This window comes from Terribacillus sp. JSM ZJ617, assembly GCF_044383785.1.
In the GTDB taxonomy this organism is placed as follows: domain Bacteria; phylum Bacillota; class Bacilli; order Bacillales; family Amphibacillaceae; genus Terribacillus.
This window is the reverse complement of record NZ_JBISEQ010000007.1, coordinates 52,923-74,588: the sequence shown is the minus strand read 5'-3', so window position 1 is coordinate 74,588 and position 21,666 is coordinate 52,923. Positions and strand designations below refer to the sequence as shown.

20 protein-coding genes and 1 pseudogene are annotated in these 21,666 nt (G+C 43.6%); 7 read left to right on the top strand and 14 right to left on the bottom strand.

Going from position 1 to position 21,666, the window contains the following annotated elements; genetic code table 11:
• The first annotated feature begins 31 nt into the window (after nt 1–31).
• Nucleotides 32–3,568, top strand: a complete 3,537-nt coding sequence (locus ACH6C1_RS17890) for an alpha-L-rhamnosidase (RefSeq protein WP_374079537.1) — start codon at nt 32–34, stop codon at nt 3,566–3,568.
• An 80-nt stretch (nt 3,569–3,648) separates the two neighbouring features.
• Here ACH6C1_RS17890 and ACH6C1_RS17885 read toward each other — a convergent pair whose 3' ends face one another.
• The 3 genes from ACH6C1_RS17885 to ACH6C1_RS17875 all read right to left on the bottom strand — a co-directional run bounded on the left by ACH6C1_RS17885 (nt 3,649) and on the right by ACH6C1_RS17875 (nt 5,542).
• On the bottom strand, nt 3,649–4,179 hold the full coding sequence (locus tag ACH6C1_RS17885) for a DUF2812 domain-containing protein (protein WP_374079534.1): 531 nt from the start codon (nt 4,177–4,179) through the stop codon (nt 3,649–3,651).
• Complete coding sequence (locus tag ACH6C1_RS17880) at nt 4,176–4,511, bottom strand: PadR family transcriptional regulator (protein WP_095223520.1); 336 nt, start codon at nt 4,509–4,511, stop codon at nt 4,176–4,178. The genes ACH6C1_RS17885 and ACH6C1_RS17880 overlap by 4 nt, the downstream gene beginning before the upstream one ends.
• 128 nt (nt 4,512–4,639) lie before the next feature.
• The gene (locus ACH6C1_RS17875) at nt 4,640–5,542 is read right to left on the bottom strand and encodes an RluA family pseudouridine synthase (RefSeq protein ID WP_095218749.1); all 903 of its coding nucleotides are present in this window, start codon (nt 5,540–5,542) and stop codon (nt 4,640–4,642) included.
• 179 nt (nt 5,543–5,721) lie between these two features.
• On the opposite strand from ACH6C1_RS17875, the gene ACH6C1_RS17870 reads away from it, so the two are divergent.
• Nucleotides 5,722–6,672, top strand: coding sequence for a LysR family transcriptional regulator (locus ACH6C1_RS17870; RefSeq protein ID WP_374079531.1), 951 nt, complete (start codon nt 5,722–5,724; stop codon nt 6,670–6,672).
• Here the strand turns inward: ACH6C1_RS17870 and ACH6C1_RS17865 are convergent.
• Entirely contained in the window at nt 6,661–7,848 is a 1,188-nt protein-coding gene (locus ACH6C1_RS17865; protein ID WP_374079529.1) for a GGDEF domain-containing protein, read from the bottom strand. The genes ACH6C1_RS17870 and ACH6C1_RS17865 overlap by 12 nt on opposite strands.
• A 158-nt stretch (nt 7,849–8,006) precedes the next feature.
• On the opposite strand from ACH6C1_RS17865, the gene ACH6C1_RS17860 reads away from it, so the two are divergent.
• The 4 genes from ACH6C1_RS17860 (at nt 8,007) to ACH6C1_RS17845 (ending at nt 13,218) form a co-directional block, all read left to right on the top strand.
• The gene (locus tag ACH6C1_RS17860; RefSeq protein WP_374079527.1) at nt 8,007–9,218 is read left to right on the top strand and encodes a hypothetical protein; all 1,212 of its coding nucleotides are present in this window, start codon (nt 8,007–8,009) and stop codon (nt 9,216–9,218) included.
• An 18-nt stretch (nt 9,219–9,236) separates the two neighbouring features.
• The gene (locus tag ACH6C1_RS17855; protein ID WP_374079525.1) at nt 9,237–10,589 is read left to right on the top strand and encodes a M20/M25/M40 family metallo-hydrolase; all 1,353 of its coding nucleotides are present in this window, start codon (nt 9,237–9,239) and stop codon (nt 10,587–10,589) included.
• Nucleotides 10,590–10,731: 142 nt separating this feature from the next.
• Nucleotides 10,732–12,624, top strand: a complete 1,893-nt coding sequence (locus ACH6C1_RS17850) for a rhamnogalacturonan lyase (RefSeq protein WP_483887695.1) — start codon at nt 10,732–10,734, stop codon at nt 12,622–12,624.
• A 117-nt stretch (nt 12,625–12,741) separates the two neighbouring features.
• The gene (locus ACH6C1_RS17845; RefSeq protein ID WP_095218754.1) at nt 12,742–13,218 is read left to right on the top strand and encodes a cupin domain-containing protein; all 477 of its coding nucleotides are present in this window, start codon (nt 12,742–12,744) and stop codon (nt 13,216–13,218) included.
• 51 nt (nt 13,219–13,269) lie between these two features.
• Here the strand turns inward: ACH6C1_RS17845 and ACH6C1_RS17840 are convergent, their stop codons facing one another.
• From ACH6C1_RS17840 to ACH6C1_RS17805, 8 genes and pseudogenes are all read right to left on the bottom strand, one after another.
• Nucleotides 13,270–14,730, bottom strand: a complete 1,461-nt coding sequence (locus tag ACH6C1_RS17840) for an aldehyde dehydrogenase family protein (protein ID WP_374079523.1) — start codon at nt 14,728–14,730, stop codon at nt 13,270–13,272.
• A 14-nt stretch (nt 14,731–14,744) separates the two neighbouring features.
• A complete protein-coding gene (locus ACH6C1_RS17835) occupies nt 14,745–15,614 on the bottom strand; it encodes a methyl-accepting chemotaxis protein (protein ID WP_141230061.1) in 870 nt (289 codons plus the stop codon).
• Nucleotides 15,615–15,793: 179 nt separating this feature from the next.
• Entirely contained in the window at nt 15,794–16,222 is a 429-nt protein-coding gene (locus ACH6C1_RS17830; protein ID WP_374079520.1) for a hypothetical protein, read from the bottom strand.
• A gap of 117 nt (nt 16,223–16,339) precedes the next feature.
• The gene (locus ACH6C1_RS17825) at nt 16,340–16,531 is read right to left on the bottom strand and encodes a hypothetical protein (protein WP_374079518.1); all 192 of its coding nucleotides are present in this window, start codon (nt 16,529–16,531) and stop codon (nt 16,340–16,342) included.
• Nucleotides 16,532–16,568: 37 nt separating this feature from the next.
• A pseudogene (locus ACH6C1_RS17820) lies at nt 16,569–17,072 on the bottom strand (GNAT family N-acetyltransferase); the annotation flags it as partial.
• Nucleotides 17,069–17,560: a GNAT family N-acetyltransferase gene (locus ACH6C1_RS17815; protein WP_374079516.1), complete on the bottom strand. Its 492-nt coding sequence runs from the start codon at nt 17,558–17,560 to the stop codon at nt 17,069–17,071. The pseudogene ACH6C1_RS17820 and the gene ACH6C1_RS17815, both read right to left, overlap by 4 nt.
• Nucleotides 17,561–17,579: 19 nt before the next feature.
• A complete protein-coding gene (locus tag ACH6C1_RS17810; RefSeq protein ID WP_095218760.1) occupies nt 17,580–18,050 on the bottom strand; it encodes a GNAT family N-acetyltransferase in 471 nt (156 codons plus the stop codon).
• A gap of 254 nt (nt 18,051–18,304) precedes the next feature.
• On the bottom strand, nt 18,305–18,487 hold the full coding sequence (locus ACH6C1_RS17805) for a hypothetical protein (protein ID WP_095271119.1): 183 nt from the start codon (nt 18,485–18,487) through the stop codon (nt 18,305–18,307).
• A 137-nt stretch (nt 18,488–18,624) separates the two neighbouring features.
• On the opposite strand from ACH6C1_RS17805, the gene pabB reads away from it, so the two are divergent.
• Nucleotides 18,625–20,358 carry an aminodeoxychorismate synthase component I gene (gene pabB / locus ACH6C1_RS17800; RefSeq protein ID WP_374079512.1) on the top strand — a complete coding sequence of 578 codons (1,734 nt, stop codon included), beginning with the start codon at nt 18,625–18,627 and terminating at the stop codon, nt 20,356–20,358.
• Here pabB and ACH6C1_RS17795 read toward each other — a convergent pair.
• Entirely contained in the window at nt 20,355–21,101 is a 747-nt protein-coding gene (locus ACH6C1_RS17795) for a class I SAM-dependent methyltransferase (protein ID WP_095218764.1), read from the bottom strand. The genes pabB and ACH6C1_RS17795 overlap by 4 nt on opposite strands.
• 142 nt (nt 21,102–21,243) lie before the next feature.
• On the bottom strand, nt 21,244–21,660 hold the full coding sequence (locus ACH6C1_RS17790; protein ID WP_374079510.1) for a helix-turn-helix domain-containing protein: 417 nt from the start codon (nt 21,658–21,660) through the stop codon (nt 21,244–21,246).
• Between the last annotated feature and the right edge of the window lie 6 nt (nt 21,661–21,666).

The following is a 21,666-nucleotide window of genomic DNA, read 5'->3' as shown; positions in this document are numbered from 1 at the left end:
ATTTCATTAACCATTATGAAGGAGGAATCGTATGCAGACCCGGTTTTATCGTCGTATTGTGTGGGTTACCTCAATGCTCCTAGTCCTAACCACGTTTCTACCCTTTGTTTCCAGCCCAGTAGATGCCAAAAAACAGAAAGCAGAAGTTATTAATCTTTTAACTGATTTCAGTTCAACACCGCTTGGTTTGGACAATCCAAACCCTACCTTCAGCTGGCAAATGCAAGCCGACCACCAAGGAGCCAAACAAAAAGCTTATCAGCTTGTTGTAAAGGATCCAGAAGGGAAAACTGTATGGAATACCAAAAAACAGCATTCTGATGAGTCTGTCGCTATTCAATATGAAGGAAAAGAACTGAAACCAGCTACTCGTTATGAATGGGAAGTGTCTGTTTGGAACGAAAATGGTAAGAAGGCAACAGCCGCCAGCTGGTTCGAAACAGGACTATTGGATACAGATATTTCTGCTTGGGACGGTGCCGAATGGATTGGTACCGAAGCAGAAGATATGGTGCTCCAAGCGCATTATTTCAATGTGTATAAAGTGCATTACAGCTTACAGCTGGATAAGAAAACAAATACAGAAAAAGCCAGCTTCATCCTCGGCGCTAATGATCCAAGACTGATGGATAAGAATAAGAACATGTACAATCTCGAGAATGATGTGAATGAAAGCTATGTGGAATTCGAGCTGGATGTCTCGGATGTAAAGAGAGATTCTGGGAATGCCAAGCTGCTAATCTATCGGGCGGGCTATGAACCGGAAGATGATCCTGCCAGCCCAATTACAGTATTGGATATTTCCCGAGAATTGATCGATAACAAAAATAAGCATAAGGCCCATGACATATCAATCTGGGGAAATTCAGGTGTCTTCCATATATTCATGGATGGGGAGAATCGAATCACTCCTGTGAATGGGTTCAATGTGAACCCCGTCGGATCAGGCGGTAATTATATCGCTTTCCCAATGCTGTCCGAAATCGGGTTTTCAGTGGATAAGAAGCAGCAGGCAAGCTTCCGCAATCTGAAAGTGACGAACTACCGCAAGCCATCCAACACCCTTTTTGAAGAAAATACAGAGGCGAAAAATTATAAAGGCATTTTTGCAAAAGCGAAAGGCGTAACTGTTACATCAGGTGCTTACAACGTTGCTGGGGGCAACAAAGGCGTCTTTGCTGTTGCCGATCCGAGTGGTCATTCCACGCCGCTGCTGAGAACCGAGTTCAAAACAGATAAAAAGAAAATCAAAGATGCCAGACTGTATGCAACAGCCCGAGGAATATATGAACTCTATCTCAACGGAAAACGTGTCGGAGAAGATTACTTCAACCCGGGTTTGACACAATACAACAAAACACAGATGTACCAAACCTATGATGTGACAGATCAGCTTAAGTCTGGCAAGGCAAATGCCTTCGGAGCCATGCTGGGAGAAGGATGGTGGAGTGGTGCCAGCACATTCACGACCGAAAACTGGAACTATTTCGGCGATCGCAATTCCCTTCTGGCAAAGCTCGTTATCAACTATGAAGATGGCTCGACAGAAACCATCACAACGAACCCTGACTGGGAGTACACGACAGATGGACCGCTCGTTTACGGCAGCTTCTTCCAAGGGGAAGTGTACGATGCAAATAAAGAAATGAAGAATTGGAGCAAAGCTGGCTTTAAGCCAAAGAATTGGAAACAGGCTGTAGAAGTGCCGTTAGATGAAACGACAACCGCCGGGAATCTGGATTATAGTGATATGCAGATTACGGGACAGGTCGGAGAAAACGCCCGGATTGTCGATACATTGACAGCAAAAAGCATGGAAGAAGTGCGACCAGGCGTATATGTATATGATATGGGCCAAAATATGGTCGGTGTTCCGCAAATCAATCTGAAGAAACAGAAAGCTGATGAGAAGATTACCTTGCGCTATGCCGAAATGCTTTACCCGGACAGCGAAGAATCTGGTGAGAATACCGGTATGCTCATGCTGGAAAATCTGCGCGCAGCTTTGGTTCAAGATACGTATGTAACGAAAAAGGGTAACCAGACGATCCAGCCTCGTTTCACTTTCCATGGTTATCGCTATATCGAGATTACTGGTGTAGATAAGCCACCTGCTCTCAAGGATGTGAAAGGGTTGGTGATCAGCTCCATTCATGATATTGATTCGAGCTATGAGACATCCAATTCAACTGTGAATAAGCTATGGGAAAACATAACTTGGAGCATGCGAGGAAACTTCCTCTCTATTCCGACAGACACACCAGCGCGGAATGAACGCATGGGCTGGAATGGCGATATATCCGTTTTCTCGGAAACAGCCACCTATATGGATAACGTGAACCAATTCCTCCGCAGGCACAATCTGGCTAATCGTGATCTGCAGCGCGCTGACGGGCGTTATTCCGACGTAACACCAATCGGCCCTGGCTTTGGCGGTATCCTGTGGGGAAGCGCAGGTCTAACTGTCCCGTGGCAGTCTTACCAGCAATATGGAGATGAAACTGTTCTGCAGGAACATTACGACAGCATGAAGCAATATGTCGATTATCTGGATACAAAAGTGAATGCAGCGACAGGATTGATAAACGAAGGTCCATTAGGTGACTGGCTCAGCCCTGAAAACAGTAAGACAGAAAATGTTTTCCTCTGGGCGGCGTACCATGTGTATGATTTGGAGATCATGGCGAAGACAGCTGAGATTCTTGGTAATGATGACGATGCTGCACATTATTGGGAACGCTACGAAGAACGGAAGCAATTCTTCAATGACAAGTTCATTGATCCGGAAACGAAAAAGACATTGAAATCTGACGGTTCCATTTCGGATAGTCAAGCTTCCTATGCTGTACCTTTGGCTCTCAACGTATTGAATGAGACCAATGCAGACGCTGCTGCTGATCATCTGGCAGCCACAGTCCAGAGAAAGAATACGGATGACTTAGGTAAGGAGCGTCCAGAGTACTCTCTCATGACAGGTTTCATTGGAACAGCAGCAATCAGCCAAGCACTTTCTGATTACAGCCACGATGATATCGCTTATCGTTTGCTGCAGCAGGAATCCTATCCATCCTGGCTGTATTCAGTTGAGAACGGTGCAACGACAATTTGGGAACGACTTAACTCTTATACAGAAGAAGACGGTTTTGGCGGCAATAACAGCATGAATTCCTTCAATCACTATTCATTCGGTGCCGTTGGAGCGTGGATGTACAAAGAATCATTAGGAATCAAACGAGATCCTGATCACCCAGGCTTCAAGCACTTCCTGCTCGAGCCTACACCAGATCCGGATCAGGTGATGACATGGGCGAAGGGACATGTTGATTCCATGTATGGCCGTATTGAAAGCAGCTGGAAAGCAGACGATCAAGCCTTCAGCTACAATGCTGTCATTCCGTCGAATACGACAGCAACAATCACAATCCCGGCAAAAGATACGAAGTCGGTTCGAGTTAATGGAAAACCGATCCATAAGGCAACTGGTGTCTCCTTCAAGGAGCATAAAAATGGAGAGGTTTCCTTCGATGCAGAGTCAGGCAGCTATACATTCGAATCCATTTTGCCATAACTACCGTAAGGCTTCCTCAATGGGAGCCTTCTTTTCATGCTATCCTCTTACCTCTGATGTACGTCTACGACTATGATGCATCAATCCTCGCCCTTTCTCATCAGCTTAAGCATCCGGAAACTAAAGGACACTGTCATTGCGATACTGCAGACAGCTACAATGAGTAATAATAAACTAATAACAGAGATTGTCCTGCTGTTGGTTTCCTGGCTTATCCAAAAGCTGACGAGAGTCATAATAGTGGTAATCAAAGCCATCTTAGGAATAAACGAAGACGCGCGTTTCAACTTATCCTGCTTCGTATCTGCATCCGTATAGATTGGAGCTGCATCGATAGGAGCTACAAAGATATACATTCCATAAGAACTGCACACAATTGTCCAGCCTGCGTGCTTGAACATATCCAGATACTCTTGTTCCTCTGCTTCATCCAGGGTGCGGTAATCGATCATGTATTGTACCTGTTTCGGTTCCCCGCGGACAAGTCGGTAGCCCATGAAGGCAAAATCCTGTAAATGCCAGCCTTTGGCTGCCTGTTTGGCAAGCTTCTGCATATCCTCTTTTTCCGAAAAAGCCAGTCCGCCTGAAGATATATACTTTCGTTGTCTCATTGTCCCTTCCTCCCCTTCGTCTGCAGTACAATTGTCGCCAGGTCGAGCATCCTGCTCCGTCTTTCAACTTCCTCTTCCAACTTGGAAATACCAGCAGCAGTCGTAACATAGGTTTTGCGCCTCGGCTCGCTTTCAGGTTCAGCTTCAATCAAGCCGGCATCCAGCAATTTCTTTATGATGGTATACAATGTTGCAGGCCCTATCTTAAACGTCCCATCTGTTTCTTCTTCTACATACTGCATAATGGCATACCCATGTCTGGGCTCCACTAATGCGACTAGAATATAGAAAACCGGATCCGTCAGTTCTTCCAGGGAATTTCCTTTAGCCATAACACCCATCCTTTATATCCATTTATGATATATTACTTATGGATATAATATTGCATTTGGAAACTGTTGGCAATAGGTATAAATATTTTTTATAAAAAAAGCAGAGCATATCTGCTCTGCTTTTCATGTTATCTGGATTTAGAAGTAAATAGCTTCGGAATATCCGATACAAACCTTAGTGGCATGCCATTGACAGGATGTTTGAAGTTCAGCTTGCGTGCATGCAGGCAAAGGCGTTTGATGGAACGATCTTCCGCTCCGTACTTTTTGTCCCCTGCAATCGGATGCCCGATGTCTTGCATGTGGACACGAATTTGGTTTTTTCGTCCTGTTTCCAAGCTGATTTCCATTAACGTAAAGTCCTTGTTCCCTTGAAGTACTTGGTAGTGCGTCACTGCCTTCAATCCGTCGTTCTCGTACTTACTGGAATACATCTTATGTGTACTGGTTTCCTTCAGCCAGGAGGTAATGGTTCCTTCTGATTTTGAAACATCGCCTTCAACGAGCGCAACATAAGCTCGTTCCTTCGTTGTTTGCCATGATTCCTGCATTATCTTTTTAATTTTCTCTGATCTAGCGAACACCATCACACCGGATGTATCGCGGTCAAGACGGTGGACGACAAATATCTTATTATCACTATGTTGCGCTTTTACATAATCAGATAGCTGTCTGTAAGCTGTATTCTCTTTTTCATTATTGGAAGCGATTGACAACAGTCCAGAAGCTTTCTCGATAACAATGAGGGTATCATCTTCATACATGATTGTAATGCCCTGCAGCGGTGCTGCTTCTGTTACCATATCTGTTCGGATGGTAACTTCCTGACCTGGTTGCAGTTTGTCATTAAATTGCGTGGAAACACGCCCATTAATAGAAACCTGACCACGGGCCAAGATAGATTTCACTGAATTACGGCTTTTGCCTACAACCTCCAACAGGAAAGGTAATAGTTCTGCTTCTTCTGTAACGTTATATACTTTCGGCTTCGCAGGCTGGAACCCACGAGAGCGTGGACGTTTATTTTTCATAATTAAATCCTTTCTATGCCATTCGTTATGGCGTCATTGGTGCATCCTTTCATCTTAATTGTTCTCGATTGGAAATACAAGCACTGCTCTTGAAGATAAAGGAATTTTATACAGTTTCCTATACATTTTGCCCAAAAAAATATAATATGAACAGTATAGAACAGCAGGAGTGAAGGATAATGAACATTGACGGATTGGAGTCGTTTCTTTCAGTTGTCTCCAATAAAAGTATATCCAAAGCATCAAAAGCCTTACATATTACACAGCCTACATTGAGTACACGAATTCGAAAACTGGAGGAAGAACTTGACTTCGTCTTATTGAAACGGAGCTGGGACGGAATCGAACTGACCGAAGAAGGTTATTTTTTCCTTCCCTATGCGATTGAGCTTCTCGGGGAACTGCAGGATGCATCGTTTGCACTTACTGGTGATAATAAAATAAGCTATCAGTTGCTGAGCAGTATTACAGCAGGCAAAGATGAATTGCGGATTGGAATCAACATTTGGCTTGCACCGGTATTCAACCACATTATCATCCCCTACATGCAGGAACACTTTCCGCACATTCCATTCAAGTTCATTACAAGACCGACTAATGTCTTGAAGAAGCTTTTGGAATATGGCAGCATCCAGTTTTCCATCCATTATGAAAACAAAGCAAAGACTCCGTTTCTCTGTGAGCCGCTGCTCCAGGACGAGTTAGTTTTCCTTTGTCATAAGGATGATGTTACAATTTTGGACGACAAGCTCGCAAATTCAGTCAAACTCGATAAGAAATTGATTGTCTTCGAGCACGCAGCATTGACGAATAATTTGGATAAGATCAGCTCTCTTTTAAGGTTGGTACAGGCCAAAGATTATCAAATGGTCGATGATGTTCAGAACATGCTTGCTTTCGTGGAAGGCGGTCATGGATTTACAGTACTGCCGCGGTCAATTTTGTATCATATAAGTGAGCAGAGAATGTCCAATATCGTTATTCTGCCGATTGACGATTTGAATTATAGGGCTTCAGTAGCTCTTGAATACCGGGAAAATCCCCGATTCCAAGAGCCAATCAGCGGATTGACAGAAGAATTGAAACGATTCGTCCAGGTTATGTATAAGGAAAAAGAGCTAAGCGAATGATTCGCTTAGCTCTTCTCTTTTAATATAAGTATTCCGACCGGAACGTTTCGCTTCGTATAAAGCTTCGTCCGCTTGTCCGAGGAAATACGATAACTGTATACCTTTTGATATAGCAGCACTATATATACCGATACTTACAGTCACCTTATCTGAGACCGGTGAAAATGCATGGTCAATACGGAGCTCCTGCACTGCCTGCCGGATTGATTCAGCCAGCTCGTCCAACTCTTCAGAAGACTGATCAAAAACAGCCAAAACGAATTCCTCTCCGCCATACCTTGCCCAGCCCGCTGTCGGAATCGCTGTAGTTTGATAGACACACTGCGCCACAAGACGAAGCACTTCATCTCCTCGCAAATGCCCGTAATGATCGTTATAGCTTTTAAAGGCATCGACATCGAGCAGGAATAAAGAGAGACGTCGTTTCGATTCATTAGCCAATGCAGAATGAATATAATCCTGGAAGCCCCTCCTATTCGGTACACCGGTCAGCTCATCCAGCATTGCTTGTTTCTTCAGTTGCTCGTTCATCACTTCATTTTGGGCAATCTGCGCTTCTAATTCTTCATTAATCTCTGTCAGTAAAAGCTTATTGAAAAAGTTTGCAGCGAACCCCTTATACAGCAGCTGTGACGCCAGCCAGCAAAAGAAAATGAATACTGTAAGGTTCGTATAATGACCTGACAGCATATTCGCTGATTGCTGGTAGAAAGGTAAACCGACATAAAGAAAAACAACGTTTGGGAGAGCAAACAGCAGATAATGCTTACCATTTGCGAGAAACAATGTCGATACACACATATAATTAACCACAAATGCCATGACGTGGCCGTAATGCAGCTGATCCAACAGTGTAACCATCGTCCCCCAAGCCAGGAACAGAAATACAAAGAAATGAACCATAAACATTCTGTATCCAGTAGGTATCTTCTTTTTTCCCATTATGTATATACAAAGCAAGAAGAGAGCTGCTGCACTGAACAATCCAAGATACAGCCCTACATATAAATCAATTCCTCCTGGAAGCTGCCTCACAATCAAGATAGCTTCAAAGAACAATATGATGATAGCGAACAGTTTCGTTCTTTTCCAATTCTCCTCTAAGACAACTTCCTTAAGCTTCTGCTTGTTTTCCTTAGGGACAGACGGCAGTGTAAAGGCATGTAATATACCCATCCTTCTCCTCGTTTCTCCATTGAATGAGATTAGTATACAGAAAATAAGACTTTTAGCCTAGCAGATTTTTTGCTTTAATTGATTAGTATGTTGACAATTTTCTGAATATAGTTTAGTTTTTATTAATATTCTTACATAGAAAATGGAGGAGGATGTACATGTGGAGTGAACTCAGTAGCAACCCTGTCATGATCACCCTTTTATTGATTGCTGTGTTAGGTTTAGGAGAACTCATCTCCATCTGGACGAAAGCACGCATTCCAATGCTGCTGGCAGCTTTGCTGCTATACGTTGGCCTCCTTTGGGCAGGAATCATCCCAAATGGACTAATGTCTGATTCAGTCATTACGGCTTTCGGATCCCTGATTGTTGCACCATTCATTGTCCACCTTGGTACACTTGTTCCGTTCTCCTTGATCAAAGGACAGTTGAAACCTATCTTGATCGCTTTGATTGGTTCCCTTACTGCAGTAGCACTAGTACTAGCAATTGTTCCGATATTCTTTGATTATGAGACTGCAGTAGCAGGTGCAGGTCCAGTCGTCGGCGGAATTGTAGCATATCTCGTTACGAGTGAAAAACTGACCGAGTTAGGATTATCCAGCCTTGTCATCATCCCAGCATTAGTACTAAGCATTCATAAGCTATTCGGCATCCCACTTGCTTCCTTCTTCTTAAAAAGGCATGCCCTTGTTGTGAAACAGCAAGTACAGGCGCGCCTGCACAGCGGTGCAGCTTTGGAAAAAGAGGAAGTTTCAGAACGGCCAAATAAAGTAGTCAAAGCCCAGAACGAACGCAAATTACTTTTACCGGAAAAATATCAGACATCCCTTATTTTCATTTTTCAGCTTTATTTGGGCAGCGGTATCGCTGTTATCCTTGATGCTGTCACCGGCGTCAACTACACTATCTTCTGTTTAATCATCGGGGTAATTGGTGCCTATATCGGCTTCTATCCTGCCAAGACAATGGAAAAAGCGAACGCAACCGGAATTGCCATGATTGCTGTCATCTTCATCGTTATTTCTTCAATGGATGATGTGACACCAGCTGCTTTGGCCAGCTATATTCCAGAAATTCTATTGATATGTTTGCTTGGTACGGCAGGTGTAACAATAGGAGGATTGCTCGCTTCCAAGCTTCTCGGTGTCGGAAAGTATCTTGGTATGCCTGTTGCATTGACAGCACTTTTCGGTTTCCCTGCAGACTATATCCTTTGTGAGGAAATCAGCCGTGAAGTCGGAGAAACAGAAGAAGAAAGAGAAGCCATCATGAATGAGATTGTGACACCCATGCTTATGGGCGGTTTCACAACTGTGACGACTTGTTCAATCTTGATTGCCACAGTTCTGATTGGAACATTGAATTAAGAAATAAAGGAGAATTATATGAACTCATCTGCATTAAAGGATTATATACAAACAAATAAACAAGACTTCCTGGACCAGCTATTCACCTTGCTGCGCCAGCGAAGCATCAGTACGCAGAATGACGGAATTGAGGAATGCGCTGAACTATTGAAAGGAATGATGGAGGAACTAGGAATAGAGACAAAAATCATTCCGACGGCCGGTCATCCAGTCGTATATGGAGAATTGATCAAGGATCCGGAAGCTTTCACTTTACTTATCTATGGACACTACGATGTACAGCCTCCTGAGCCTTACGATGCGTGGGAATCTCCTCCATTCGAACCCCAAATCCGCAACGGCAAAATCTATGCCCGCGGTGTAGGTGATAACAAAGGTCAGCTGATGGCTCAGTTGTTCGGCGTCAAAAGCTACTTGAATACAGTGGGCGATCTGCCTATCAACATTAAATTCGTCTTCGAAGGTGAAGAAGAAAAAGGCAGTACAAATCTTGCAGCATTTGTGAAAGAGCACAAAGATCTGCTGCAAGCCGATCTTGTTTACACATCTGATGGCCCGTCTCATAACAGCTCTTCCCCACTCGTGCTGCTTGGTGTACGCGGAATGCTTTCCATTCAATTCGATAGCAAAGGAGCAGATCGGGATAACCATTCTGGCAACACTGGAAATATTGTTCCTAACCCTGCCTGGAAACTGATCGAGCTAATGCATACAATGCGAGACTCTGACGGTCATGTCAAAATAGAAGGCTTCTATGATAGCATCCGTCCGTTCACCGCTTATGAGGAGCAGCTGCTTACGAAGCTACCTTATGACAAGAAGTCATTAGGTGAAAAGATCGGCTATCCGGACCTGTCCATGGATGGTCCTTCCTACTATCAGAAGATGACTGGCGAGCCTACCTTTAATATCTTTGGTATGGAAAGCGGCTATACAGGAGAAGGAACGAAAACGATCATCCCTTCCACTGCTCGTCTCAAAATGGATATTCGGCTCGTTGTGGATCAGGATCCAAACGATATCTTTGAAAAGATCCAAAAGCATGTTCAAGCCTATGCCCCTGACGTAGAGGTTACATACTTGGGCAGCATGCAGCCCTCACGCACAAGAGCGGAGCTGCCGATTGTTCAGAAAGTAATCAGCGCAGTCGAGAATGCTTACCAAACAGACCCGCTCATTCAGCCGAGTATGGGTGGCTCCCTTCCGGATTATGTGTGGACAGGTATACTAGGCTTGCCATCTATCATCGTTCCTTATGCGAATTTTGATCAGCATAACCATTCGCCGAACGAGAATCTTGATGTGGATTATTTCCTGAACGGCATCAATTGTACAGCTCATGTGATTCATACATTAGGGACTGCTAAATAATAATTTAACTGATGAGCCATGCCTATTCAGGCATGGCTTTTAAGATATTTACAACCATATTTGAGAATGCCCTGCCTTGTCTAATAAGAATTAACCTTCCTACTGCATTAAAATGAAAGCGCTTCAACAAATAAGGAGAGGAATGGTTATATTGAAAAAATGTCTGCTTTTGCTGCTCGTCCTGCTTCTGACATTCGCAATCCCCTTCTCTGCCGATGCCAAGAAACTGCCTAAAAGGCAAATGGAATATTTGGAACGTGGCGCTGTTGCCGTCCAGACAGAGGATGGTGTCTTCTTAAGCTGGAGATTCCTCGGGAACGATACGAAAAAAACCTCCTTTCATGTATATCGCGACGGTAAGAAAATCACTCGGAAACCTGTGAAACACAGCACGAATTTCCTGGATAAAGATGGTACTGTAAATAGTGTATATCGTGTAGAAGCAATCGGAAAAGGCGTAGATCAGGATAAGATCAAAGTATGGCAAAACAATCAGCTGCATATCCCCCTCCAAAAGCCAGCTGATGGTAAAACACCGGATGGGAAGTCCTATACTTATAATGCCAATGATGCCAGCGTCGGAGATCTGGATGGTGACGGAGAATGGGAAATCATTTTGAAATGGGATCCATCCAATGCACAGGATAATTCCCGCTCAGGCTACACAGGCAATGTTTTAATCGATGCTTATGAAATGGATGGGACGCATAAATGGCGAATTGATCTTGGCCATAATATCCGTGCAGGTGCCCATTACACACAAATGCTCGTTTACGATTTTGATGGTAACGGAAAATCTGAGCTTGTCGTCAAAACAGCTGACGGAACAACAGATTCAAAAGGAAAAGTTATCGGCGATCCTGACGCGGATCATCGCAATGCATCAGGCTATATACTCGAAGGGCCAGAATATTTGACTGTATTCGAAGGCAACACGGGTAAGATCAAGCAGACAGTCGACTATGAACCAGCCCGGGGGGATATTTGTGATTGGGGTGACTGTTACGGGAACCGAGGGGACCGTTTCCTTGCCGGAGTCGCCTATCTGGATGGCAAAACACCGAGTATCATTGAAGCAAGAGGCTACTATGAAAAGACAGTAATTGCGGCCTATACCTATAAAGATGGCAAACTGAAAAAGCAATGGATGTTCAATAGTGAAACACCTGGAAACGAAGCTTATGCACAGCAAGGTAATCATAATTTAAGTATCGGAGACGTGGATGAAGACGGCAAAGATGAAATCATCTATGGCGCGATGGCATTGGACGACGATGGCACTGGTCTTTATTCGACTGGTCTTGGTCACGGTGATGCAATGCATCTTAGCGATTTAGACCCAAGCAGACCAGGGCTTGAAGTATTCCAAGTACATGAATCATATCCAAATGAAGCAGGATTAGAGTTCCGCGATGCCCGTACAGGAGAACTAATTTGGGGGATCCCTACAAATATAGATGTAGGGCGCGGTCTTGCATCTGACATTGACCCTCGCTATCCAGGAGCAGAAATGTGGGCAATTGACGGTGCATGGAACAGCCCGACAGGTGGACTCTACGCTGCTTCAGGGGAGAAAATTTCCACAAATATCCCTCCTGCCAATTTTGCTATCTGGTGGGACGGCGACTTGACACGTGAAATACTTGATCATACTTTCGATGAAAGCATCCAGACTGGTACTGGCGTAATCGGAAAATGGAACCCGGAAACAGAAAAATTGGATCCATTACTCGATGCCGAAGGAACTTACTCCAACAATGGAACAAAAGGAAATCCTGCCCTGCAGGCTGATTTAATCGGTGACTGGCGTGAGGAAGCCATCTGGCGTACAGAAGACAGCAGCGCTCTCGTCCTTTATACGACAACAGACATAACCGAAGAAAAACTCCCTACCTTAATGCACGATCCTGTTTACCGCTTAGGCATTGCTTGGCAGAATGTTGCTTATAACCAGCCACCTCATACAAGTTATTTCTTGGGAAATGATATGAAACAGCCGGAGATGCCACGGATTGACGTAATCAAAGCTAAATGATCGTTTTTCAGGGTACAGGAAAACCTCCTGTACTCTTTCTTTTGCTTTAAACCACCAAGAACTCTCAGTGAGCAATAGCATAGGATACGATATAACTGCATCAAAGGAGAAGGATAAATGTACCCTGGATATCCGCACTATCACTGGCCCCCGAGTCCAAATGACTGGCGCAATTATCAGTGGCAGCAGCAAATACACGATCACGGAAATTCACCATATGTTGTCGACATCGAACAAGCTACAGAAAATAATCGATTCTTCCGGACAGCTATCTGGACCGGAAAACATCTTCAAGTGACATTGATGAGTATCCGACCAGGAGAAGATATCGGTTTGGAGAGGCATCCGAATGTTGATCAGTTCCTACGCATTGAATCCGGGCATGGACTAGTCCAAATGGGCCCTAGGAAAGACAACTTACAATATCAGCAATATGTCCAAGATGATTATGCCATCTTTGTCCCTGCTGGAACATGGCATAATGTGATAAATACCGGTCGTACACCTTTGAAGCTTTATACTATTTATGCACCGCCTGAACATCCATATGGCACAGTTCATCGAACCAAACAGGATGCCATGGCTGCAGAGTAGCTGCACATAAAAAAAAGCCCCACAGCCTTATGAGCTGTGGGGCTTCTATCATTAGCTATACGGATATTGTCTGCGATCGTGCTGAATGCTTATCCATTTTGTTGTTGTGAATGCATCAAGGCTCCAATCGCCATTCAGGCGGCCAAGGCCGGAATTCTTCACCCCGCCAAAAGCAACAGTAGGTTCATCATTGATTGTACCGTCGTTGATGTGGATCATACCCGTATCCATTTGTTTCGCAAGCTCTGCACCGCGCTCCACATCTCTTGTATGTATAGCACCGCTCAAGCCATAATCGCTGTTATTTGCAAAGGCAAGCACTTCTTCATCGCTCTTCACTTTCAAAATGCTGACGACTGGGGCAAATAGTTCTTCGTTTGCAAGTGTCATATCTGGCGTTACATCGCCGAATACTACTGGCTCAACAATGTTACCTTCCACTTTACCTTTGATTAGCGGTGTTGCACCTTCTTCGATACCTTTTTCAATCAACGCTACAGTCGTTTTCACTTGCTGTTCGTTAATAAGCGGTCCGATGATTGTGCTTGGATCTTTCGGGTCACCGCAAGTAAGCGTGGAAACCTTCGCCAAGTATTTTTCAACGAATTCATCATACACATCTTCATGCACAATCAGACGATTGGCAGACATACAGATCTGACCTTGGTGAGTGAAACGGCTGAATACAGCTGCACTGACTGCAAGTTCCATATCTGCATCCTCTAAAACTACCAATGCACTGTTACCGCCAAGCTCCAAATGCGCCTCTTTCAAATTCTTACCGGCTACCATTCCGATATGTTTACCGACTTTAGTAGACCCTGTGAAGGATACCGCACGAGGAATTGAATGCTCTACGAAGTTATCACCAATTTCACTGATTTCTGTCACAATGACATTGAGCAAGCCCTTTGGAAGACCAGCGTCCTCGAATAGCTTCGCAATCATCGTACCACCAGTAATTGCAGTATGTTCATGCGGTTTTAATACAACACCATTTCCAGCTGCCAATGCAGTCGCAACAGACTTCATGGATAGGAAGAATGGGAAGTTGAATGGGCTGATAACGCCCACCACTCCAACAGGAACACGATAAACACGGTTTTCCTTGCCATCAATCGGGGACGGCAGGATTTGGCCGTTCATTCGGAATGGGAATGTTGAGGCTTCCTTGATGATATTTGTAACGAGACCGATCTCGAATTCAGCTTTTAATCTTGTACCGCCAATTTCCTCGATGATAGTCTCAACAAATGCTTCATGGTTTGCTTCGAGATAAGCAACAGCTTTTTCGAAGACAGCGCGTTGTGCTACCGGGTTTGTTTTCGCCCATTCTTTCTGCACACGGGCAGATGCTTCATATGCTTCGTTTAAATCATCTAAGCTTGCAGCTTGATAGGTAGCAATTAGCTCACCGTTATATGGATTGCGATTCTCCATTTTTACACTGCTCTGACCCTCACGCCATTCTCCATTAATATACTGACTGTTCAAATGCTTGAAATTTTCCATGTCGGTCACCTCTATTAGTCTTTGATTGAGATATTCTCTTTTGCTAGATTTGCTAGAGTTTGTACATTAGCGTTAATCTCTTCCATCGTCGCTGTCAGCTCTTCGATGGCAGCTGATTGTGTGTCTGATTCTGCATTTGCTTCTTGAATTGAATTGCTCAGCTTGCCGATAACAGTCTTGATTTTCTCGGTAATCTGATGGATTTCTGTTACCTGATCCTTGGAGCCAGTTGCCATCTTGCGGATTTCATCTGCAACCACACTGAATCCGCGTCCCTGTTCTCCAGCACGCGCAGCTTCAATAGCAGCATTGAGACCAAGCAAGTTGCTCTGATCCGCAATACCCTTAACGACGTTGGATACTTCCTCAATCGTATCCACGCTATCTGTTACCTCTGAAGCTTTCTTTGATATGTAATTCATGCCTTCTGCCAAACCAGAGATGGATTGCGCCATATCCTGGATTGTTGCAGTCACGTCGCCAATAACATCAGAAAGATTAGAAGCAATTGAGGACAATTGATTCGCACTTTCGATGCTCAAACCGACTCCGATACCGCCTATTACATTTCCTGCTTCATCGTGAAGCGGAATAGCACGGGCGATAATACTGATTCCGAAAAGCTCCTCCGGTACGACTGCATATTGATTTTTGTTCTGGCGAATAGCCGCTGTTACGATATCCCCATCCATTAATGGGTCTCCAGGTGTAACATTCAATGAAAAGGTCTTGGCAGGGAAATTGATAATCAACTTCTCCGTATTATAGATACCAATCGTGACATCTTCATTGATTAGATCCTGCAAGAACGGCCCTACCTTTACAAAGGCGTCCAACATCGGATGTATTGCCTGTTCCGTCTGCTCATGTACTTGCATACTCATTACATCAAGCCCCTATTCATAAAATTTCACTCTATTACTATATATCGGCAATATTCCACATTTGTAAAGTAATTTGGTAAAAATGGATTATTAATAAATAATATAATTCAAGGTATTAATCCCTATTAAATCAACAAAACATACAAATATTTAATATTTTATAGACTTAATGGACTAGCTTAATAGGGAAGATTCGCATATGGATCTGTGTTCATATGGGCAGACAGCAAACAATGAATGTAGGAATTATGCGGATAAAGGCTTATTGGCTCTCGCTTATACGGAATCATTTGTGGACCCGCTTGTTCTGTATCAGAAGAGATTGTTTCTTGCGTGTCTTTATTAAAAAAGGTATTCCACAAAGTTTCCAGCCAAGATTCTTCTGCTACTGGCATTTCAGCCGGTATTGCGTTTTGGAAATCTTCTGTTGAATATTTTCCGTTAGTCTCTTGATAGACTGGATCTGAACTGCAAATAAAAATGTCTGCTCTTTTGTTATTTATAGATACAGATGAGTTAGGGTCTAATGAGGCTTCAACTGTATTACAAGAGAGGAAGATACAGCAGCATGTAAGAGAGATCGCAATAGAGGAAGACTTGCTCTTCATTATTGGTAACACTCCTTTTCAGTGGATAACATTAGCATAGCAGAACAGCAGGCAGACCTAGCGTAAATTTCAGATAAAAAAAGCCAGCTGATTGAGTTTCCCCACCAGCTGACTTCTTTATCTTCTCTTCATTCCTTTTTTGCGAGCTTTTATAATACGCCAATATCCGATTTGGAAAAGTACTATCCCTATAACAATAATTACTATACCACTAATAATCGCAACCATATCGTCAACTCGCCAGAACAATATCAATAGAATACCGATGATTTCCACCAATACCCCAGCTATAAGCAGCCATTTGTTCATCTATCTTCCCTCTCCTTCAAATGAGGTCCCGAGGGTTAATGATAGCAAGAGTTTGATGATCCTGCCACTTTCCATTGATTTTGACGTTCTGTTTTGCGATACCTTCCTTATGGAAGCCTGCCTTTAGCAGCACCTTGATAGAGCCGATATTATGCGGCATGACACCTGCCTCTAACCGATGAAATTCCAATTCATCAAAAGCAATAGCCACTACCTGACGGACTGCCTCTGTCATATACCCTTTTCCGTTTTGATCCTTATCAAGAAAATAGCCTATCCAGCAGCTCTGAAGATTCCAGCGCACTACCTCTGACAGCATGACAATACCGATTATATTTTCATCCATAAGAATGACAAAATAATAACCAGTATCATCAGCAGCAGAAGCAATTGCCCGATCAATACGCTCCTTTTGACCATCCAGTGTATAAAAGTGCTCTTCACGCTTCCCCGTATAAAGCTGGAAGAATTCCTTATTTCGCAGCTCCAGAGATAAGAGATCTGCTGCATCCTGTTCTTTGACTAATCTTACTGCAATCATTTCTGCTTCTCCCTTCCTGACACCGCATCCCAGTCTTCCCCCGCTTCGCGGAATCCTAATGTCCGATAAAGTGATCTGGCGCGATAATTCTGCTTGGTTACAACTAGATAAAGAGCTTCATAGCCTAGCCGAACTAAGGCCTGCTCACTAGACTGTATCAAACTAGTGGCAACGCCCTTTCCCTGCCATTCCGGAGCAGTGACTACATAAGCAAGCAAAGGAACAGAACGGAAGAGCGTTACCATCGTAACACCGTTTATCCCCTCAGAAGTTTGTGAGAAATAAGAACAGGAAGGCAGGAATAGACCGTACTTCCCATCCAACACATCCTGTATTTCACCTAAATAGGCATTCTTGCTATCGTATTCTTCATCTATCGTATCCCTAAACCCCTTGTAAAATAAAGCAGCTAACGCTGTTTTGCCCCGCTCATCAAATGGATGGAGATCCGTCTGCATCCATTCGGCAGACATAATGTCTTTACGCATAATCACCCGTCGCAAAACTTTATATCCGCTTTTCGTAATAAACCAATGTAGCCCGCTCATTCAACGTTTGTATCTTGCCAGTCAGTTTATATCCTATTTTTTCATACAAATGACAGTTGCCCTTTTCTTCCCGCAAGGTGGCCAATCGCCAAATCCTAGCATCCGAAAACATGTTTTCTGCCAGCTTTAGAACCTGCTGAGCGATTCCCTTCCCCTGGTGAGAAGGATGAATGAAGATTGGACTGATCCAATAAACATAAGGTTCTTTCGAAAAAAGGCAAATGGCGCCCGTAAGTTGTCCCTCTGTCAGTATCTTGTAAAATCCTCCGTCTGTTCTGTTAATGCGTTCAATTGTACGTGATAACGGCTCATTGGCAGGATTTGAGTCCAAGTCCTGATACTTATCAAGTAGCGGCTGAAAAGCTGCGACCTGGTATTCATGAATCAGCTCCGCATCTGCCTCTGTTGCTTTATGTAATATGATATGCATTCTCTTACCTCCATCTGAAATAATGCGATCAACTAAGATTAGAGCTCTTTCAGGCTATCAGTTCTCTGATTTTGATTGTTTCAAGATGGCTACAGTCTTAAATCCCATCAAGAAAGCCCATACACTGTATACAATCAAAACTCCCTACCCCAACCATTTCATATGACTTAAATCTATACTTGTCATAAACACGATGAAGGTGAGCAATATAATGGCATCCGTATAGTATGGTTTCATCCCTTGTTACCCTCTTACTAATACCCTTTCTTCCGCCCGAAGCGAAGTACATATGCAGTTAGTGAAAGTACAATAGCCGCACAAATAAGCAGATCCGGTATCAAGAGTACATATCCGTCGAGATTGGGACGGATCCCGATCAAATAGATGCAAGCAAACACCCAAAAGCCTAGTTCCTTCAACACTTGGATCGTCCGCAACGTACAACTCCTCCTAAAATATTGTACCTACTATTACGAGATAATATGGAAATAGTTTCAATAATTACTCTATTCCGATAAGCTATTCCGCTTATCCACCATATGAGATACTAGGAAAGCAAGAAAGGAGATATTCTATGTACGCTTATTTCAATTTTGCTGATGCAAATGGACAAACACAGCATCGGCGTTTCACAGAGCAGCATACACTGCTGACCGCATACACAATAGATGAAGTCATTCCCTGCCTGGAGCAGGTGCAAGTATATACAGAAAAGGGATATTATGCTGCCGGCTACCTTTCCTATGAAGCTGCTGGAGCATTCGATCCAAGCTATGTCACTGCTGCTGGATCAAAGCTGCCCCTTTTACAATTTGGTATTTTCAAGACCTTTAGTAAAGAGCAGCCAGAATCAATTAGTGAAGCACCAATTAAGCTGAACTGGCAGCCAGCAATCTCAAAAACAACATATGACCAAGCTATCCAGACTATTAAAGAGGAAATTGCTGCTGGCAATACATATCAGACGAATTATACAATGCGTCTGCGCACAGCCTTTGCTGGTGATTCTGCTACTCTTTTCCGCCAAATGCAGCGAGCACAGCGTGCCGATTATACTGCCTATTTGGCGTGGGAAGATAATGCTATTTTATCCGCTTCTCCTGAATTATTTTTCCACTGGGATGGAGAACGTATTATTACAAAACCGATGAAAGGTACGATCAAGCGTGGACTTACATACACGCAGGACCTTGAACAGCTGGAAACCTTAGCTGCATCTGTCAAAGACCGTGCGGAGAATGTCATGATTGTCGATTTGCTGCGCAATGATATCAGCAGGGTTGCCAAGCTTGGTACTGTGCATGTTCCAGCGTTATATACAATTGAAAAATACCCGACAGTTTACCAGATGACTTCAACTATAGAAGCAGAAACAGTCCCAGGCACAACAATTATCGATATCATGCGGGCCCTCTTTCCATGCGGATCGATCACAGGAGCTCCTAAAGCGAGCACAATGAAAGTAATTACGGACCTCGAATCTGAACCGCGCGAGGTTTACTGCGGTGCCATCGGCTATATTGAACCAGGCGGCGAAGCTGTCTTCAATGTGCCAATCCGTACTGCAATTGTCGACAAGGCAGAAAAGCAGGCTACCTACAGTGTCGGCGGAGGTATCACTTGGGATTCCACTTCTAAGGGTGAGTATGAGGAAGCAATCGCCAAATCATCTGTACTGCAGGAGCAGCTTCCTGATTTCGAGCTGTTGGAAACGATTGCGTATTCAAGTGGTGTTTTCCTATTGGAGGATAGACATATACGCCGTCTGCTGCAGTCTGCAGATTATTTCAGCATCCCGATTAAAGAAGCGGCTGTCCGCAAGCTTCTGTATCAACACCAAAACGAGCACCCTGGACAATCTCACCGGATACGTCTTTTAGCTAATCAGAGCGGACAGCTTGAGCTCTTTTATAGTGAAATGCCAGCATCGATTAAAAATAAACAGAAATTCACTTTGGCTGCCACACCAATTGACAATAGAAGCCGATATTATTATCACAAGACGACTTATCGCAAAGTATACGAAGATTATAAGATAGAGAAGTCAGGTGTGTTTGATACGCTGCTTTGGAATGATGCTGGCGAGCTGACTGAATTCACGATTGGCAATCTTGTCATCGAGCAGGATGGCAAGCTGCTGACGCCTCCTGTTTCCAGCGGCCTGCTGCCTGGCACACTGCGACAAGAATTATTGGAAAAAGAGACGATTCAAGAAGCTGTATTGACGAAGGCTGACCTCCAAACTGCTTCTCGCATCTGGCTGATCAACAGCGTTCGAGGCTGGGTAGAAATGGAGCCCGTCCATTAAGGACGGGCTGTTTTTCTCGCCTTCAAAATAATGAATGATGGTCGGCGCAGCTCATGGTCTATCCGCGGCAGCTGAGCAATTGCCGCTTCACTTGGCATTGGCTCTGTTACTTCTTGGAGACTGAAACCATTCCGTATAAGTCCGTTGCATAGCGCAGCGAACGACCGATGGTAGTAAACTACTCCATTTACATACCATTTAACTTCACGTCTGCCTTGCTCCTGGTAGTTATCCACCGCGAAATGAATCCGGTTCCCTTCTTCATCTGTAATCCATTTGTCGCCTTCTTTTCTGGCAGTTACAATTGGATGCTCGGTGGAGAACAAAAGGATACCGTCTTCTTTCAATGATGCATGGATAGACTGGATAACTGCATCGTAGTCTGCCACATAATGCATTACTAGTGAACTGACAGCAATGTCGTAACTCTCTTTTTTCAGCACTGCATCCTCTAATGCTGTTTGAACAAAATCAATTGCTGGATGACCATTTCTGAGTTTTGCTTCCTGCAGCATTTTGCTGGATGGATCAATAGCAGTGACACGCTCAGCTCCATGTTCCGCACAATACCTGGCCAAGTCCCCCATGCCACAGCCAATATCCAAAACATGCTTGCCATTTAAGTCAGGCAGCATTCGTTTTATCTCAGGCTGTTCCAGAAGTTCATTGTAATTCACCGGATCTTCTCGCAGAGCCTTGTAATTCTCAAAAAATACTTCATTGTCATAAATATTCTGCTTCATAATAACGCCTCCTAATCTATAATCGAATACAACTTCATTTTGGCATCAATTAAAAATAATACTAGACTTATTTTTCGGAATTTTGTATCATTTAGATTGAGGCATATCTTCTTTAAGGTAATAAAATATCATAGGGACCTAATTAATTTTTCTCTTTTAGTTTCTCCAGCTCTTTTTTCATCTGCTTTTTCATCTGTTTGAACAGCTTTTCATGTTCTTTCTTCACTGCTTTTTTCACTGCACGTGAGACAAGCTTCTCCAGTTCCTCCGCAGTTACGTTCATTATTTTCTCTGTTTCTGGCTTTTTCTCCATAGACTTGTTATGCCCGGTCAGCTTCTGAATTGCATCCGCAAAAGTCATTTTTTCTCCAAGTAATTTCTTTAACTCTTCAAATGTAGTGATATCCTGTTTTGTATATATCCGCTGTCCTTTTTCGTTCCGCTGAAACGGATAATGAGCACTTTCCAATGCAATCGCCCATCTTCGAAGCGTCGAGGTTGTCACATCCAATGAGGCAGCCAAATCCTTTGCCGTATACTGCATTTCTTGTTCAGACAAATCCAG

Bases quoted from the DNA above. Each gene is read 5' to 3' on its own strand.
- pabB (WP_374079512.1), top strand. From the start codon at position 18,625: ATGTACGCTTATTTCAATTTTGCTGATGCAAATGGACAAACACAGCAT.
- ACH6C1_RS17880 (WP_095223520.1), bottom strand. From the start codon at position 4,511: ATGGCTAAAGGAAATTCCCTGGAAGAACTGACGGATCCGGTTTTCTAT.
- ACH6C1_RS17860 (WP_374079527.1), top strand. From the start codon at position 8,007: ATGTGGAGTGAACTCAGTAGCAACCCTGTCATGATCACCCTTTTATTG.
- ACH6C1_RS17875 (WP_095218749.1), bottom strand. From the start codon at position 5,542: ATGAAAAATAAACGTCCACGCTCTCGTGGGTTCCAGCCTGCGAAGCCG.
- ACH6C1_RS17815 (WP_374079516.1), bottom strand. From the start codon at position 17,560: ATGCGTAAAGACATTATGTCTGCCGAATGGATGCAGACGGATCTCCAT.
- ACH6C1_RS17810 (WP_095218760.1), bottom strand. From the start codon at position 18,050: ATGCATATCATATTACATAAAGCAACAGAGGCAGATGCGGAGCTGATT.
- ACH6C1_RS17840 (WP_374079523.1), bottom strand. From the start codon at position 14,730: ATGGAAAATTTCAAGCATTTGAACAGTCAGTATATTAATGGAGAATGG.
- ACH6C1_RS17855 (WP_374079525.1), top strand. From the start codon at position 9,237: ATGAACTCATCTGCATTAAAGGATTATATACAAACAAATAAACAAGAC.
- ACH6C1_RS17885 (WP_374079534.1), bottom strand. From the start codon at position 4,179: ATGAGACAACGAAAGTATATATCTTCAGGCGGACTGGCTTTTTCGGAA.
- ACH6C1_RS17830 (WP_374079520.1), bottom strand. From the start codon at position 16,222: ATGAAGAGCAAGTCTTCCTCTATTGCGATCTCTCTTACATGCTGCTGT.
- ACH6C1_RS17845 (WP_095218754.1), top strand. From the start codon at position 12,742: ATGTACCCTGGATATCCGCACTATCACTGGCCCCCGAGTCCAAATGAC.
- ACH6C1_RS17850 (WP_483887695.1), top strand. From the start codon at position 10,732: ATGGTTATATTGAAAAAATGTCTGCTTTTGCTGCTCGTCCTGCTTCTG.
- ACH6C1_RS17870 (WP_374079531.1), top strand. From the start codon at position 5,722: ATGAACATTGACGGATTGGAGTCGTTTCTTTCAGTTGTCTCCAATAAA.
- ACH6C1_RS17825 (WP_374079518.1), bottom strand. From the start codon at position 16,531: ATGAACAAATGGCTGCTTATAGCTGGGGTATTGGTGGAAATCATCGGT.
- ACH6C1_RS17865 (WP_374079529.1), bottom strand. From the start codon at position 7,848: ATGGGTATATTACATGCCTTTACACTGCCGTCTGTCCCTAAGGAAAAC.
- ACH6C1_RS17835 (WP_141230061.1), bottom strand. From the start codon at position 15,614: ATGAGTATGCAAGTACATGAGCAGACGGAACAGGCAATACATCCGATG.
- ACH6C1_RS17890 (WP_374079537.1), top strand. From the start codon at position 32: ATGCAGACCCGGTTTTATCGTCGTATTGTGTGGGTTACCTCAATGCTC.
- ACH6C1_RS17795 (WP_095218764.1), bottom strand. From the start codon at position 21,101: ATGAAGCAGAATATTTATGACAATGAAGTATTTTTTGAGAATTACAAG.